Genomic DNA, 15,317 nt, shown 5'->3' on the forward strand with positions numbered 1-15,317 from the left:
GGGACAGGTGCCACGACAACGGGAGGCCGGTCCATGCCACGACCCGTCACGGCCGGACTCGACGGATTCCCCGAAAGCCGGACCGCCGCGCACTGGGCGGCGCACGAGGCCGTGCTGCGCGACGCGCCGCTGCGCCTCGTGCACGCCTGGCTGCTCGGCTCGGTCACCGCGCGCCAGATCCCCCGGGAGGACGAACAGAACCTCTGGGCCATGCGCCTGCTCGCCGACACCGAGGCCGAACTGCGCGGACGCCACCCCGGCCTGGAGATCACCACGGAACTCGTGCCCTACGAGCCCGAGGGCGCGCTGCTGGCCGAATCGGAGAAGGCCCTGCTGCTGGTACTGGGATCGCGCGGGCTTGGCAGCGTCGGCGGCTTCCTGCTGGGCTCCACCGGACTGCGGCTCGCGGCGCACGCGGACTGCCCGGTGGCCCTGGTACGCGGCGCGCCCGGCGCGACGCCGGGCGCGGCGGGGGACGTGGTGGTCGGCGTCGGGACCCGGCACCCGGTGGACAGCGTGCCGGCCTTCGCGTTCGACGAGGCGGCCCGGCGCGGCGCGAACCTGCGGGTGGTACGGGCCGTCCGCAGGCTGCCGCACCGGCACCACTCCGCGTCCGGGGGCGATCAGGACGCGGCGGCCCATAAGGAACTCGACGCCGTGCTGCGGCCCTGGCGGGAGAGGTACCCCGGTGTCGCGGTGGACGCCCGCCTCGTCGCGGATAGCCCCGGACGCGCCGTGGTGGACGCCGCCCGCGGCGCCTCGCTGCTCGTGGTCGGCCGCCACGCCACCGGCGCGGCCCGCCCGCACGGCATCGGCCCGGTCGCGCACGCCGCCGTCCACCACGCGCCCTGCCCGGTGGCGGTCGTGCCGTACGAGTGAGCCCCGCGCGGCCCGGCGGCGCATGGGCGTCGCGCCGGGAGCCGTTCGGCCCTATCCGGGCGCCCATACGGTGCGCGATGATCGGCGGGGCGGGGTCCGACCACAGGTGAAGGGATCGGCATGGACGACGCGATTGGCTTCTCCGAGCAGCGGCCGATCAGGGTCTTCCTGCTGGACGACCACGAGGTCGTCCGGCGCGGGGTGCACGACCTGCTGGACGCGGAACCCGACATCGAGGTGGTCGGCGAGGCAGGTTCCACCGACCACGCGCTGGCCCGCGGCCCCGCGCTGCGCCCCGACGTCGCCGTGCTCGACGTACGGCTGCCGGACGGCGACGGCATCACCGTCTGCCGTGAACTGCGCAGCAGAATGCCGGAGTTGGCGTGTCTGATGCTCACCTCGTTCGACGACGACGACGCCCTGCTGGACGCGATCATGGCGGGCGCGGCCGGATACGTGCTGAAGCAGATCAAGGGATCGGACCTGGTCTCGGCGGTGCGCACGGTGGCCTCGGGGCAGTCCATGCTGGACCCGGCGACCACCGCCCGGCTGATGACGAGCCTGCGCGGCGAGGACGAGCCGGAGCCGCGGGACGAACGGCTCTCGGGCCTGTCGCCCCGGGAACGCGAGATCCTCGCCCTGATCGGCGAAGGGCTGACGAATCGTCAGATCGGGGGGCGTCTCTTCCTCTCCGAGAAGACGGTGAAGAACCACATCTCCCGGCTGCTGGCCAAGCTCGGCGTCGAGCGCCGGGTGCAGGCGGCCGTGCTCGCCACCCAGTCCACCTCCGCGCACGCGGCCCCCGACCGTGACCGCGACCGCACGGGCCGCCCGCGTGGCGCCCGGGGCCGCTGACCCGGCGACCTCCCCGCCGGCCGCCCGGCACCTCGCACGATCGCGGCTGGTGAGGACTTTCGGCCCACGCGCGACGCGCCCCGCTCGCCGCATCCTGGAACCCCGCGGGGCACGGGTACCCGTGGGCGCGCCGGGAGGAGAAGCCCGATGAACCCCACCACGCCGGCCACACTGGACGCGGCGACCCTGGAGAAGCTGATCGCCGCCGCCTCCGCGGCGCCCTCGATCCACAACACCCAGCCGTGGCGCTACCGGCTGGACCCCGAGACGGTGACCCTGGAGGTGCGCGCGGCGCTCGACCGCGAGCTGCGCCAGGCCGACCCGCACGGCAGGGCGCTGCACCTGTCGGTCGGCGCGGCACTGTTCAACATCCGTGTCGCCACGGCCCACTTCGGCTGGGAACCGGTGGTGCGACTGCTGCCGGACGACGCCCGTCCCGACGTGCTCGCCGCCGTCCGGCTCGCGGGCTCCGCGCCCCGGCCGGAGGCGCACCCGGCCGACCTGTACGACGCGGTGTGGCGCAGGCACTCAAGCCGCTTCCCGTTCAACGGCGGCCTCCTGCCGGACGCGCTGTGCGCCGAGCTGGTGGCGGCCGCCGCCGCGGAGGGGACCCGGCTGCGCTTCCCCGAGCCGGAGGAGAACGCCAGACTGCTGGGGCTGACCGCGGAGGCCGAGCAGCGCAACCACACCGACCCCGAGCGCCGCACCGAGAGCCGGGCGTGGATCCGACCCGGCGGCGTGGACGGCGTGCCGCCCTCGGCACTCGGGCCGCGCGACGCGGACGCACGGATGCCGGTGCGCGACTTCACCGGGCCGCTGTACGGGACGGGCCCCGATCCCGAGGCGTTCGAGGCGGAACCGTGCCTCGCGGTGCTGAGCACCTCGGGCGACGGGGCCGCCGACTGGCTGCGCGCAGGCCAGGCGCTGGAGCGCGTCCTGCTGGTCGCCACCGCCGAGCGCGCTGTCGCCTCGCTGCTGCACCAGGCGCTCGAATGGCACGACCTGCGCTGGGCGCTGCGCGACGCCCACAGCGGCCCCGGCCACGTCCAGATGCTCATCCGCCTCGGCTACGGCCCGCAGGGCCCCGCCACCCCGCGCCGCGCCGTACGCGACGTGCTCGACGGCGGCGCCTGAGGCGACCGCCCACGGCGGCAGGGTGGCCGGGCGTGCGCCGGCGGGCGGCGCGGGTCAGCCGTTCCACCGCCACCGCGCGACCTCCGGCAGGTCGGCGCCGTGCTCGCGGATCCAGGCGTGGTGCCGCAACCGCTCGTCCTCCATGTGCTGCCGCACCGGTGCCGCGCGCACCGCGAGGCCCGGCACACGGTCGATGACGTCCATCACCAGCCGGTAGCGGTCCAGGTCGTTGCGCACCACCATGTCGAACGGCGTCGTGGTGGTCCCGATCTCCTTGTAGCCGCGCACGTGCAGGTCGCGGTGGTTGGCGCGGCGGTAGGTCAGCCGGTGGATCAGCCACGGATAGCCGTGGTACGCGAAGACCACCGGGCGGTCCGGGGTGAACAGCGCGTCGAACTCCGCGTCCGTCATCCCGTGCGGGTGTTCCTCCTCGGGCAGCAGCCGGGCCAGGTCCACCACGTTGACGACGCGCACCGAAAGCTCCGGCAGGTGCTCGCGCAGCAGGCTCGCGGCGGCCAGCACCTCCTGCGTCGGCACGTCGCCCGCGCAGGCCAGCACGACGTGCGGCTCGCGCACCCCGTCCTCGGTCCCGGCCCACTCCCACACGCCCGCGCCGCGTGCGCAGTGGGCACGGGCCTGGTCCAGGGTGAGCCAGTCGAAACACGGCTGCTTGCCCGCGACGACCACGTTGACGTAGTCACGGCTGCGCAGCACGTGGTCGGCGACCGACAGCAGGGTGTTGGCGTCCGGCGGCAGGTAGACGCGGACCACCTCGGGCGCCTTGTTGAGCACGTGGTCGATGAAACCGGGGTCCTGGTGGGAGAACCCGTTGTGGTCCTGGCGCCACACGTGCGAGGTGAGCAGGTAGTTGAGCGAGGCGATGGGCCGGCGCCACGGCAGGGCGCGGGTCACCCGCAGCCACTTGATGTGCTGGTTGACCATCGAGTCCACGATGTGCACGAACGCTTCGTAGCACGAGAACAGTCCGTGACGGCCCGTCAGGAGGTAGCCCTCGAGCCAGCCTTGGCAGGTGTGCTCGGACAGGATCTCCATCACCCGCCCGCCGCGCGCCAGATGCTCGTCGGTCGGCAGGGTCTCGGCCTCCCAGGCCTTGCCGGTGGCCCGGTACAGCGCCTCCAGCCGGTTGGACGCGGTCTCGTCCGGGCCGACCACCCGGAAGTCGCGGCTGTCGGTGGTCGCCTCCATGACGTCCTCCAGCAGACCGCCCAGTACCCGGGTCGGCTCGTGCTGGGTGGCGCCCGGCTTGCCGGGGTCGACCTCGACCGCGTACCGCTCCAGCGGCGGCACCGGCAGGTCGCGCAGCAGCAGCCCGCCGTTGGCGTGCGGGTTGGCGCCGAGGCGGCGCGAGCCCTCGGGCAGCGTCGCCAGCACGTCGGGCAGCGGACGGCCGTCGCCGCCGAACAGCTCCCGGGGCCGGTAGGACGTCATCCACGCTTCCAACTGCCGCAGGTGGTCCGGGTTCTCGCGCACCGACGCGAGCGGGACCTGATGGGCACGCCAGGTGTTCTCCACCGGCACGCCGTCCACCTCGACCGGGCCGGTCCAGCCCTTCGGGGTGCGCAGCACGATCACCGGCCAGCGCGGCCGCTCCGTCACCCCCTCCTCCCGTGCCGAGCGCTGGATCGCCGCGATGCGGTCGAGCGCGGTGTCCATCGCGACGGCCATCGCGCGGTGCACGTCGACCGGGTCGTCCTCCGGTGTGCCGGTGACGTGGATCGGCTCGTGCCCCAACCCCCGCATCAGTTCGTCGAGTTCGGGCTCGGGCAGGCGGGCCAGCACGGCCGGGTTGGCGATCTTGTAGCCGTTCAGGTGGAGGATGGGCAGCACCGCCCCGTCGTGCACCGGGTCGAGGAACTTGTTGGAATGCCATGAGGTGGCCAGCGGCCCGGTCTCCGCCTCCCCGTCGCCGATCACACACGCGACCAGCAGTCCCGGGTTGTCCAGCGCCGCACCGTACGCGTGGGAGAGGGCGTAGCCCAGCTCACCGCCTTCGTGGACGGAACCGGGGGTCTCCGGCGCCACGTGGCTGGGCACGCCGCCCGGGAAGGAGAACTGCCGGAACAACCGCGCCATCCCCGGCGCGTCGCGGCTGACGTCCGGATAGGTCTCGCTGTAGCTGCCGTCCAGCCAGGAGTTGGCCAGCACGGCCGGACCGCCGTGCCCGGGGCCCCACACGCACATGGCGTCCAGGTCGCGGGCCCTGATGACCCGGTTGAGGTGGGTGTGCACCAGGTTCAGGCCCGGTGAGGTGCCCCAGTGGCCCAGCAGGCGTGGCTTGATGTGCTCGGCGCGCAGCGGCTCGGTCAGCAGCGGGTTGTCCATCAGGTAGATCTGGCCCACCGCCAGGTAGTTGGCGGCGCGCCAGTGCGCGTCCAGCAGGCGCAGATCCTCGTCGGTGGGTCCCTCGGCTTCACGCGCCGGGATGTCGCGCATGACTTCCTCCGAAACGTCGTCGGGCATGCCGTCCCAGCGCGCCCCGTCCCGCGGCGCGCTGGCTGCCGTGCCAGCCTGCCCGGGCGTGCGGCGGCCCCGCTAGGGCCGGACGGGTCACCCCGGCCCCGCCGCCGCACCGGCCCCCGAACCCGCCTCCGGCCGCGACCTCGGCCCGCCGCCGGGGTGCGCGCCCCGCCCCGCCCCGTAGCGTGGAGGGGACGGCGGTACGGCGAGGAGGCGCACATGACCAGCGGCGGGAAGCGGCACGGGCGGCCGGGCGAGCGGGACGGCGCGCGCCGCGGGGGAGGGGCACCCGAGGACGTCCCGGCGCGGCCGGTGCGGCTGCCGAGGAAGCTGTACGAGCGTGAGCTGACCCGTCTGCAGGCGGAACTGGTCGCCCTCCAGGAGTGGGTGCGGGCCGAGGGCGTCCGGTTGGTCGTCGTCTTCGAGGGCCGTGACGCGGCGGGCAAGGGCGGCACCATCAAGCGCGTCGCCGAACGCCTCAACCCCCGCGTCGCCCGCATCGTCGCGCTGCCCGCCCCCACCGAACGGCAGCGCACCCAGTGGTACTTCCAGCGCTACGTCGCACATCTGCCCGCCGCCGGGGAGATCGTGCTGTTCGACCGCAGCTGGTACAACCGCGCGGGCGTCGAGCGGGTCATGGGATTCTGCACCCAGGAGGAGTACACCCGCTTCCTGCACCAGTGCCCGATCTTCGAGCGGCTGCTGATCGAGGACGGCGTCCTGCTGCGCAAGTACTGGTTCTCGGTGAGCGACGCGGTGCAGGAGGAACGCTTCCGCAGTCGGCTGGAGGACCCCACCCGGCGCTGGAAGCTGTCCGCGATGGACCTGGAGTCGGTCACCCGCTGGGAGGCGTACTCCCGGGCCAAGGACGAGATGCTGGTGCACACCGACATCCCCGAGTCGCCCTGGCACGTCGTGGAGAGCGACGACAAGCGCGCCGCGCGGGTGAACATGATCGCCCACCTGCTGTCCACCGTGCCGTACCACGAGGTCCGTCCGCCGCGGCTGTCGCTGCCGCCCCGCCCGCCGTCCACCGGCTACCAGCGGCCGCCGAAGGACGCGCGGTCCTACGTGCCCGACCACGCGGCGTCCCTGCTGGAGGCCGCCTCGCGCGGCTGAGCCGGGCGCGGTGACCCGCCCGGGCCGGCCACGGCCTACTCCAGCGGAACCGACCAGGTCAGTCGCGTCCCGCCGTCCTGCCCCGGGCCGACGTTCAGCGTGCCGCCCAGGCGCTGGGCCCGCTCGGCGAGGTTGCGCAGGCCGCTGCGGTGGACATCGCGGGGGATGCCGCGGCCGTTGTCCGCCACGGTCACCGTCAACGTGCCGTCTCGGGCCGCGAGCGTCACCGAGGCCGAGGTGGCCGCCGCGTGCCGCGCCACGTTGGACAGCGCCTCGCCGAGCACGGCCACCGCCTCGTCACCGGGCTGCCGGGGCACGTCCGTGTCGAGCAGGCCTTCCAGCCGCAGCGCCGGGCTGAACCCGAGCGCGGGCACCTGCTGGTCGACCGCGGCGGCCGCCCGGGCCCGCAGTCCGGAGGCCGCGGGGCCGGTGTCGCGGCTGCGCAGGCCGAAGATGGTCGACCGGATGATCTTGATGGTCTCGTCCAGGTCGTCCACGGCGCGCAGCAGCCGCTCGGTCGCCTTCGGGTGTTCGACGTAGCGCACGGCGCTCTGCAACGTCATCCCGGTGGCGAACAGCCGCTGGATCGCCAGATCGTGCAGGTCGCGGGCGATGCGGTCGTGGTCCTCGACCAGCGCGCTGCGCTCGGCGTCCCGGCGGCGCTCGTCCAGCTCCATGGCGATCGCCGCCTGCCCGGCGAACCCCGCCAGCGGTGCCACGTCCTCCTGGTAGAAGGCCGGCTTGCCCGGGGCCCGGGCAAGCAGCAGCACTCCGCGCACCCGCTCCCCGTCGCCCATCCGCACCGCGACCGCGGGGCCGAGCCCCGCGCCGCGCAGCGGCCCGGTCGTCACGGCGGGGTCGTGCGCCACGTCGGTGCTGGTGACCGCGTCGGCCGAGGAGAAGGCGGCACCCATGAACGTGCCCTCCACCGGCAGCAGCCGGTCCTGGTGGACCTCCGCCTCCAGGCCGGAGGCGAAGACGACCCGCAGCGCGGTGTGCCCGTCCTGCGGCAGCGCGATCGCGCCGAGGTCGGCGTCGAGGATCGCGCGGGCCCGCTCGACCGCGACCTGGAGCACCGGGATGTCGTCCACCCCGGACAGCAGACGGCGGGTGACCTCGGCACTCGCCTCCATCCACCGCTGCCGTTGCCGTGCCTCCTCGTACAGCCGGGCGTTCTCGATCGCCACGCCCGCGGCGACCGCCAGCGTGGACAGCACGGTCTCGTCCTCGCCGTCGAACTCCTTGCCGCCGTGCTTCTCGGTCAGGTAGAGGTTGCCGAAGACCTCGTCGCGCACCCGGACGGGCACCCCGAGGAAGGAGTGCATCGGCGGATGGTGGGCCGGGAAGCCGTAGGACGCCGGGTGCTCGGACAACTCCGCGAGCCGCAGCGGTTCGGGGTGGCGGATCAACTCGCCGAGGATGCCGTGGCCCGACGGGAGCGGGCCGATCGCGCGGGCCTGCTCCTCGCAGACGCCGACGTGCAGGAACTGCACCAGCGTCTCGTCGTCGCCGATCACCCCGAGCGCTCCGTACTCGGCGTCCACCAGGACCACCGCTGCCTCGACGATGCGCCGCAGCACGTGCGGCAGGTCCAGCCCGCGGCCCACCGACAGGACCGCCTCAAGCAGCGAGTGGATGCGGTCCCGGGTGCCGCGCACCGCGTCGATGCGGACCTGGAGCTCCTCCAGCAACTGGTCCAGGCTCAGCCCTGGCATCCGTTCCGCATCGAACGCGCGTTCCATTGCTGCCGGCCCTCCGCTCGGACCACCGGGAGTCGTCCACGTCCACGGTAAGTCCGCGCGACCAGGGCTGTCCTTCGGCCGGGCCGGATCACGGCCGGTCGGCGGGCGGTCGATGGGGGTCCGGTGGGTGGTCCGGGCGCGGGTCGGGCCGGGCGGGCGGAGACTGGGACCGGGACGACCAAGGAGTGACCAGCGATGACCTCACCGGTCGGCGCGTCCGGGCCTGTCCGGACCAAGGAGTGGAAGCTGTCGATCCGGCTCTTCGAGGAGCCGGGCCTGACGAAGGCGTACGTGGTACTCGACACCGGCGGCACGGTGCTGGAGAGCGTCGCCGAGGCGCACCGCAGCCCGCACGCGCCAACGGTGGCCGAGATCAGCGACGAGATCGCCGCCGGGCGCGCCCTGATGGACCTCGGCGAACAACTCGTCGGCGCCGGGGCCGCGGACGCGCAGGCGGTGGCGGCCGACGCGCGACGCAACGGGTGACCCGCCGATCCGGTACGTCCCGGATTGTCTTCAGGAGATGAACACGGCGGCGGAGACCACCCTGTGTCATCGGTCGCATCGCCAACGTCCGGCGCTACAGGCCCACTTGCCCATGACCCTCCACAAGTGCTCGAGTCCGACCGGACGTCGGGCTTGAGCGCGCCCGGAACGCGGCTCGGCGCGAGGACTCTCTTTGATAACGGTGAGTTTTTTTCTTGACACACGAAACCCGCCTGAACAGACTCCCTTCACCTGCCACACCGGCCCGCAACCTTCCCGTGCCGAGGAGTAGCGACGCCCATGGCCACCGCCCGCGCCACCGGAACCCGGCAGTCCGCGACCGGACTCGCCGGTGAGGCCGCGAGAGCCGAGTTGTTCGGCCTCGTGCTCACCGCGGGTCCCATCTCCCGCACCCGGCTGGCGAAGCGGCTCGGCCTGTCGCCCTCCACGGTGACCCGCATGCTGCCGCCTCTGCTCGACGCGGGCTATCTGCGCGAGGAAGGGGCCCGTGCCACCGGCCCCGGCCGTCCCCAGCGCCTGCTGAGCGTCAACCCCGAACGCCATCTGGTGGCCGGGGTGAAACTGACGCCCACTCATGTCGCCGCCGTCGTCACGGACATGGGCGCGCAGGTGCTGGCCAGGGCGGCGTGCCCGGTCGCCGACCACACCGGGCCGACCGTGCTGTCCACCGCCGCTCGGGTCGTGCGTGATCTCCTCGCCGACGTGCCGGACGCGGCCGGGCGCACTCTCGGCGTCGGCGTCGGCATGTCCGGCCACGTCGACACCGCCCAGGGGGTGTGCCGTTACTCGGGACTGCTCGGCTGGTACGAGGTGCCGGTGGCCGCGCCGCTGGCGGAGGCCACCGGATTACCCACCACCGTCGCCAACGACGCCAACGCCCTCGCGGTGGCCGAACGCTGGTTCGGCGGTGGCCGCGACGTGGACACCTTCGCGGTGGTCACCGTCGGGCCCGGTATCGGATGCGGACTGCTGCTGGACGGCGCCCTGTTCACCGGTGCCACCGGGATCGCCGCGGAGTTCGGCCACATCCCCGTCGATCCCGCGGGCCCGGTGTGCGGGTGCGGACGGCGCGGCTGCCTGGAGTCGCTGGCGTCCACCTGCGCCGTCCTGGCCCGGCTGCGGCAGGCGGGCGTGGACTGCCAGGACCTGGCGCAGGCCGTCCGCCTCGCCCGTGACGGGCGCGGTCCCGACGCCAGGGCCGCCCGCGCCGCCTTCGCCGCCGCGGGCGACGCGCTCGGCCGGGGACTCGCCACCCTGTGCAACCTGCTCAACCCGGCCAGGATCATCCTCGCCGGGGAGGGGGTCGCCGCGTACGACCTGCTGCGGCCCGCGATGGACGACGCCCTCGCATACCACGCCTTCTCCACGGCCGCGCACGACTGCGAGGTGTCGTGCGACCCGGTCACCGACGACCTGTGGGCCCGCGGCGCGGCCTGCCTGGTCATCAGGGACACCGTCCGCGCCCCCTTCTCCTGAACCTGCCGCCGATCCCCCCGCACCCTGTCCGCACCCGCCAACCCTCACCCCTTCCGGGAGATCCCATGTCCTCCTCCACCCGCCGCACCGTGCTCGCCGCGATAGGAACCGTCACCGTGCTGACCGCCGCCACCGCCTGTTCCTCCGGCGGCTCCGGCAGTTCCGCGCCCAGCGCGGGCCCGGCGAAGGGCACCATCACCTGGTACGCCAACCAGTTCGGCCCGACCGGCACCGACGTGCGCAAGACGCTGATCGCCGCGTTCGAGAAGGCCAACCCGGGGATCACCGTCAAGCTGGAGCAGGCCCCCAGCGACTCCGACGCGTTCCGCTCGGCGCTCACCACGCAGATATCCGGCGGCAGTTCGGGCTTCGACGTCTACAACGGCGACGTCGTGTGGCCGGCGCAGTTCGGCAAGGCGGGGCTCGCGCTGCCGCTCGACAAGTACCTGCCCGCCAGCTACTGGAAGGGCTTCTCCTCCGGCCTGGTCGACAGCGTCACGTACAACGGGCAGAAGATGGCGGCGCCGCTGTTCACCGACAACGCGTTCCTCTTCTACCGCAAGGACCTGCTCGCCAAGGCCCACCTGCCGGTGCCCACCACGTGGGAACAGTTGCGCAGCGAGGCGCAGACGCTCCAGAAGGACGGCCTGGTCAAGTACGGCTTCGCCGGGCAGTTCGACTCCTACGAGGGACTGACCTGCGACTTCACCGAGTTCGAGGCGGACGCGGGCGGATCGAGCGTGAACGCGGCGGGCACCAAGTCGACCATCGACTCACCGGCCGCGACCAAGGCCCTCACCTACATGCGCGGCCTGATCACCAGCAAGGTCGCGCCGAACGCGGTCACCAGCTTCCAGGAACAGCAGTCGGAGTCCCTGTTCACCTCCGGCCAGGTGGCGTTCCTGCGCAACTGGACGTACGCGTACGCCGATTCCAACAGCGCCTCCAGTTCCAAGGTCGCAGGCAAGGTCGGCATCGCCACCCTGCCCACCTTCGCCGGACAGCAGGGCCCGGGCTACTCGGCCACCGGCGGCTGGAACCTCTACGTCAACCCGCACACCAAGAACCTGGGCGCCAGCGTCGCCTTCGTGAAGTGGATGACCTCCACCGCCGCCCAGAAGATCATCGCCACCCAGGGCGGCGAGATCCCGTCCAACGCGGCGGCCCTGGCCGACCCGAGCGTGCAGGCCGCCAACCCCGCGTATCCCATCGCCGCCAAGAACAAGCTGCGCGCCCGGCCGTCCAACGTCGCCGCCTACTCCCAGGTCAGCCAGGCCATCTACAGCAACGTCAACGCCGCGCTGACCGGATCCGCCGGCCCGCAGTCGGCCCTGAGTGCCGCGAACAAGGCCATCGACCAGGCCCTGGGCCAGGGCGGCCTGTAGCCGAGCCGGGCGCCGGGCACATCGCCCGGCGCCCCCCTCCGGCCTCGCCCCGCGCGACGGGGCCGCCCGAGACCGTCCGCCCTCGCAGCCACCAGGAACCCGTATGCCGAACACCGCCACGCGCAGCGGCCCCGACGCCCCGACGCCCGCGCCCCCACCGGCCAAGGTCGCGTCCCGCCGACCCGCCGCCTCCCAACTCCAGCGCCGCTCAGCCCGGTTGGGGTGGCTCTTCGCCTCGCCCGCCCTGCTGGTCATCGCCGCCGTGCTGCTGTTCCCCATCGTCTTCTCCGTGGTGATGTCGTTCAGCAACGTCGACGTGACCGGCAGCGGCATCCACCTGTCCGGCACCACCACCGGCAACTACGGCATCCTGTTCGACTCCGCGCGCTGGCGCCACGCGCTGTACTTCACGGTGCTCTACACCATCGGCACGGTCGTCGTGGAGATCGTGCTCGGCACCGCCATCGCCCTGGTCCTGGAACGGCTCAGGACCGGGCGCGGCTGGATGATGGCACTGCTGCTCATGCCCTGGGCGATGATCACGGTCATCTCCGCCCAGCTGTGGGCGTACATCTACAACGGTGTCTACGGCGTGCTCAACTCCGCGCTGCACCCGCTGATCGGCCACGACGTCAACGTGCTGGGCACCCCCGTGGAGGCCGCCGTGGCGATGGCCGCCGCCGACATCTGGAAGACCACCCCGTTCGTCGCCATCATCGTGCTCGCCGGACTCGTCATGCTGCCCGGTGACATCGTCGAGGCCGCCCGCATCGACGGGGCGAGCGCCTGGACCACCTTCTGGCAGGTACGGCTGCCACTGCTGCGGCCCACCCTGGCGATCGCCGTGATGTTCCGCATCCTCCAGGCGTTCGGGCTGTTCGACCTGCCGTTCGTGCTGACCAACGGCGGACCCGGCACCAGCACCGAGTCGCTCGCGGTGCTCGGCTACCGCGTGCTGTTCACCGACCTGAAGTTCGGCCCCGGCGCGGCGGTGGCCACCAGCACCGCCGTCCTGGTGCTCATCGGCTGCCTGCTGTTCCTCAAGGTCTTCCGCGCCCAGGTCGGAAGCGAGGAGAACTGACATGACGACGACGCCCGATCCCCGCACGCCGTCCATCCCTTGGCGCAAGCGCCCGGTGGCCCGCTGGCTCAACGGCACCAACCTGGCCGCGCTGCTCGTCGCGCTCTTCGTGGCACTGCCGCTGTACTGGCTGGTCAGCAGCTCCTTCAAGAGCACGACGGAGGTCGCCACCTCCGACCTGTTCCCGCACCGGCCGACCGGCGCCAACTACTCGTCCGCGTTCTCCACGTACCACTTCGCCACCTACATCGAGAACTCCGTCATCGTCGCCGTCGTCACCACCGTGCTGGTGCTCGCGCTCGGCACGTTCGCCGGGTACGCGATGGGCCGGCTGCCGGTGCGCGGTCGCGGCGGCATCATGGTGGCGCTGCTGATGATCTCGCTCTTCCCGACCGTCGCGCTGGTCGCGCCGCTGTACCTGCTGATGCGCGACGTCGGCTGGCTCAACAGCTACCAGGGCCTGATCATCGCGTACACCGCGCTGGACCTGCCGTTCGCCGTCTGGATCCTGCGCAACTACTTCCTCGCCATCCCCAAGGAGATGGAGGAGGTGGCATGGATGGACGGCGCCTCACCGGTGCGCACGGTGGTGTCGATCATCCTGCCGCAGGCGCTGCCCGGGCTGTTCACCGCCGGCGTGTTCACCTTCGTCGCCGCGTGGACGGAGTTCCTCGTCGCGCTGTCGCTGGACAGCGAGGACCGCTACCGCACCATCCCGGTGGGCATCGCGCTGTTCGGCGGGCAGTACACGACGCCCTACGGCACCATCTTCGCCGCCTCCGCCGTGGCGATGTTCCCGATCGCGCTGCTCGTGCTGATCTTCCGCAAGGCCGTCGTCTCCGGACTGACGTCCGGCGCGGTCAAGGGGTAGGCGCCCAAGGCCCTGCCGACCCTGGCGGGCCCGCCACCGCGGCGGGCCCGCCACGAAACCACCCCCACCCGTGCCGCCCGGAAAACCCCACCGCCGACGGAAAGGCACCACCGCTCCATGCTCCCGTTCCGCCCCGCGCCCTCCTGGCTCGCCGACGCCGTGCTCTACCAGATCTACCCGCAGAGCTTCGCCGACGCGAACGGCGACGGCATCGGCGACTTCGCCGGCATCGCCGCCCATCTCGACCACCTCGCCTGGCTCGGCGTCGACACCGTCTGGATCAACCCCTGCTTCGCCTCGCCGATGCGCGACGCCGGATACGACGTGTCCGACTACTTCACCGTCGCGCCGCGCTACGGAACCGATGACGACCTCGCGGACCTGGTGGAACGCGCCCGGCAACGCGGAATCCGCGTGCTGCTCGACCTGGTCGCCGGACACACCGCGGTCGAGCACCCGTGGTTCCGCGCCGCCGCGGACGACCCGGCCGACCACCGCTACGTGTGGTCCGACGCCGACCCGCTCCCACCCGGCTTCGTGCCCTCGCCCGGCACCCGCCCCGGCGGCTACCTGCCCAACTTCTTCGACTTCCAGCCGGCGCTCAACTTCGGCTACGCGCGCCCCGATCCGGCCGAACCCTGGCGGCAGCCGGTGGACGCCGAGGGCCCGAAGGCCAACCGGCGGGCGCTGCGCGAGATCATGGACCACTGGCTGACCCGGGGCGTCAGCGGCTTCCGGGTCGACATGGCCTCCTCCCTCGTCAAGGACGACCCCGGGAGGAAGGAGACCGCGCGGCTGTGGACCGAACTGCGCGGCTGGCTCGACGAGACCCACCCGGACGCCGTGCTGCTGTCCGAATGGGGCGACCCCGCGGTCTCGGTGCCGGCCGGGTTCCACGGCGACTTCTTCCTCCAGTTCGGCGGCGAGACCGACGGGCTGCCGCTGCGGTCGCTGTGGAACACCCGCACCGGCACCGACCGCGACGAGTGGGGCCCGGACCCGTGCTACTTCGACGCCGCGGGCACCGGCTCGTTCGCCGGCTTCGCCGCCGCGTACGCCGCCGCCACCGATGCCATCGGCGAGCCCGGGCACATCGTGCTGCCCACCTCCAACCACGACTTCGCCCGCCTCGCCTGCGCCCCGCGCGACGCGGCCCAACTCCCCGCCGCCTACGCCTTCCAGCTCACCTGGCCGACGCTCCCCGCCATCCACTACGGCGACGAGATCGGCATGCGGTACGTGCCGGGCCTGCCGGACGTCGAGGGGAGCGTGCTGGGACCGCGCTACAACCGTGCCGGAAGCCGCACGCCCATGCAGTGGGACGACGGCCCCGGCGCCGGCTTCTCGACCGCGCCGCCCGAGCGCTTCTACCTGCCGCTCGACCCCGACCCGGCCCGCCCCAGCGTCGCCGCCCAGCGGCGCGACCCCGGATCGCTGCTGCACACCGTCCGCGAACTGATCCGGCTGCGCCGCGCCACGCCGGATCTCGGCTCCAGGAGTCCGGTGCGAGTGCACAACGACGGCTATCCGCTGGTGTACTCACGCGGCGAACACCACCTCGTCGTGGTCAACCCCAGCGACCGCACCGCCACCGCCCCGTTGCCCGACCCGGCCCACGCCCGCGCCACCCGGCTGATCGGCGAAGGCGTCCGCGTCGGCCCGGACGGCATCAGCGCGGACCCGTTCGGCTACGCGGTGCTGCGCCACTGACCGCCCGCCGCACCCCGCCGCCGACCGAGGCCGTAGGCTGTCCCGCGTTCCACGGCGGGGTACCGCGATCTTCGGTCGGC

Annotated in this window: 12 protein-coding genes; 10 read left to right on the forward strand and 2 right to left on the reverse strand. The window is 73.0% G+C overall.

Annotation, left to right across the window (positions count from 1 at the left end; translation table 11 throughout):
- The first annotated feature begins 33 nt into the window (after positions 1–33).
- The 3 genes from CK485_RS00615 to CK485_RS00625 all read left to right on the forward strand — a co-directional run bounded on the left by CK485_RS00615 (position 34) and on the right by CK485_RS00625 (position 2,868).
- Positions 34–879, forward strand: coding sequence for a universal stress protein (locus CK485_RS00615; protein ID WP_109445697.1), 846 nt, complete (start codon positions 34–36; stop codon positions 877–879).
- A 120-nt stretch (positions 880–999) separates the two neighbouring features.
- Positions 1,000–1,734 carry a response regulator transcription factor gene (locus CK485_RS00620; RefSeq protein ID WP_241968043.1) on the forward strand — a complete coding sequence of 245 codons (735 nt, stop codon included), beginning with the start codon at positions 1,000–1,002 and terminating at the stop codon, positions 1,732–1,734.
- Positions 1,735–1,881: 147 nt separating this feature from the next.
- Positions 1,882–2,868 carry a hypothetical protein gene (locus CK485_RS00625; protein ID WP_109445699.1) on the forward strand — a complete coding sequence of 329 codons (987 nt, stop codon included), beginning with the start codon at positions 1,882–1,884 and terminating at the stop codon, positions 2,866–2,868.
- Positions 2,869–2,922: 54 nt separating this feature from the next.
- Here the strand turns inward: CK485_RS00625 and CK485_RS00630 are convergent, their stop codons facing one another.
- Positions 2,923–5,322: a phosphoketolase family protein gene (locus CK485_RS00630; protein WP_109445701.1), complete on the reverse strand. Its 2,400-nt coding sequence runs from the start codon at positions 5,320–5,322 to the stop codon at positions 2,923–2,925.
- Between the two features lie 243 nt (positions 5,323–5,565).
- Here CK485_RS00630 and ppk2 point away from each other — a divergent pair, with 243 nt between their 5' ends.
- Positions 5,566–6,465 (forward strand): polyphosphate kinase 2, encoded by a 900-nt coding sequence (gene ppk2 / locus CK485_RS00635; protein WP_109445703.1) that lies wholly within the window; start codon positions 5,566–5,568, stop codon positions 6,463–6,465.
- A gap of 35 nt (positions 6,466–6,500) precedes the next feature.
- Here ppk2 and CK485_RS00640 read toward each other — a convergent pair whose 3' ends face one another.
- Positions 6,501–8,180, reverse strand: coding sequence for a GAF domain-containing protein (locus tag CK485_RS00640; protein ID WP_275124457.1), 1,680 nt, complete (start codon positions 8,178–8,180; stop codon positions 6,501–6,503).
- 222 nt (positions 8,181–8,402) lie between these two features.
- Here CK485_RS00640 and CK485_RS00645 point away from each other — a divergent pair, with 222 nt between their 5' ends.
- From CK485_RS00645 to CK485_RS00670, 6 genes are all read left to right on the forward strand, one after another.
- Positions 8,403–8,693, forward strand: coding sequence for a dsRBD fold-containing protein (locus CK485_RS00645; protein ID WP_109445707.1), 291 nt, complete (start codon positions 8,403–8,405; stop codon positions 8,691–8,693).
- Positions 8,694–8,993: 300 nt separating this feature from the next.
- Positions 8,994–10,190 (forward strand): ROK family transcriptional regulator, encoded by a 1,197-nt coding sequence (locus CK485_RS00650; RefSeq protein WP_109445709.1) that lies wholly within the window; start codon positions 8,994–8,996, stop codon positions 10,188–10,190.
- Between the two features lie 65 nt (positions 10,191–10,255).
- On the forward strand, positions 10,256–11,575 hold the full coding sequence (locus tag CK485_RS00655) for an ABC transporter substrate-binding protein (protein ID WP_109445711.1): 1,320 nt from the start codon (positions 10,256–10,258) through the stop codon (positions 11,573–11,575).
- Positions 11,576–11,678: 103 nt separating this feature from the next.
- Positions 11,679–12,656, forward strand: a complete 978-nt coding sequence (locus CK485_RS00660) for a sugar ABC transporter permease (RefSeq protein WP_109445713.1) — start codon at positions 11,679–11,681, stop codon at positions 12,654–12,656.
- A gap of 1 nt (position 12,657) precedes the next feature.
- Positions 12,658–13,527 carry a carbohydrate ABC transporter permease gene (locus CK485_RS00665; protein WP_109445715.1) on the forward strand — a complete coding sequence of 290 codons (870 nt, stop codon included), beginning with the start codon at positions 12,658–12,660 and terminating at the stop codon, positions 13,525–13,527.
- A gap of 117 nt (positions 13,528–13,644) precedes the next feature.
- Positions 13,645–15,237, forward strand: coding sequence for an alpha-amylase family glycosyl hydrolase (locus CK485_RS00670; protein ID WP_109445717.1), 1,593 nt, complete (start codon positions 13,645–13,647; stop codon positions 15,235–15,237).
- The last annotated feature ends 80 nt before the right edge of the window (positions 15,238–15,317 follow it).

The sequence above is a fragment of the Streptomyces sp. ICBB 8177 genome, assembly GCF_003144095.1.
Classification (GTDB): Bacteria; Actinomycetota; Actinomycetes; order Streptomycetales; family Streptomycetaceae; genus Streptantibioticus_D.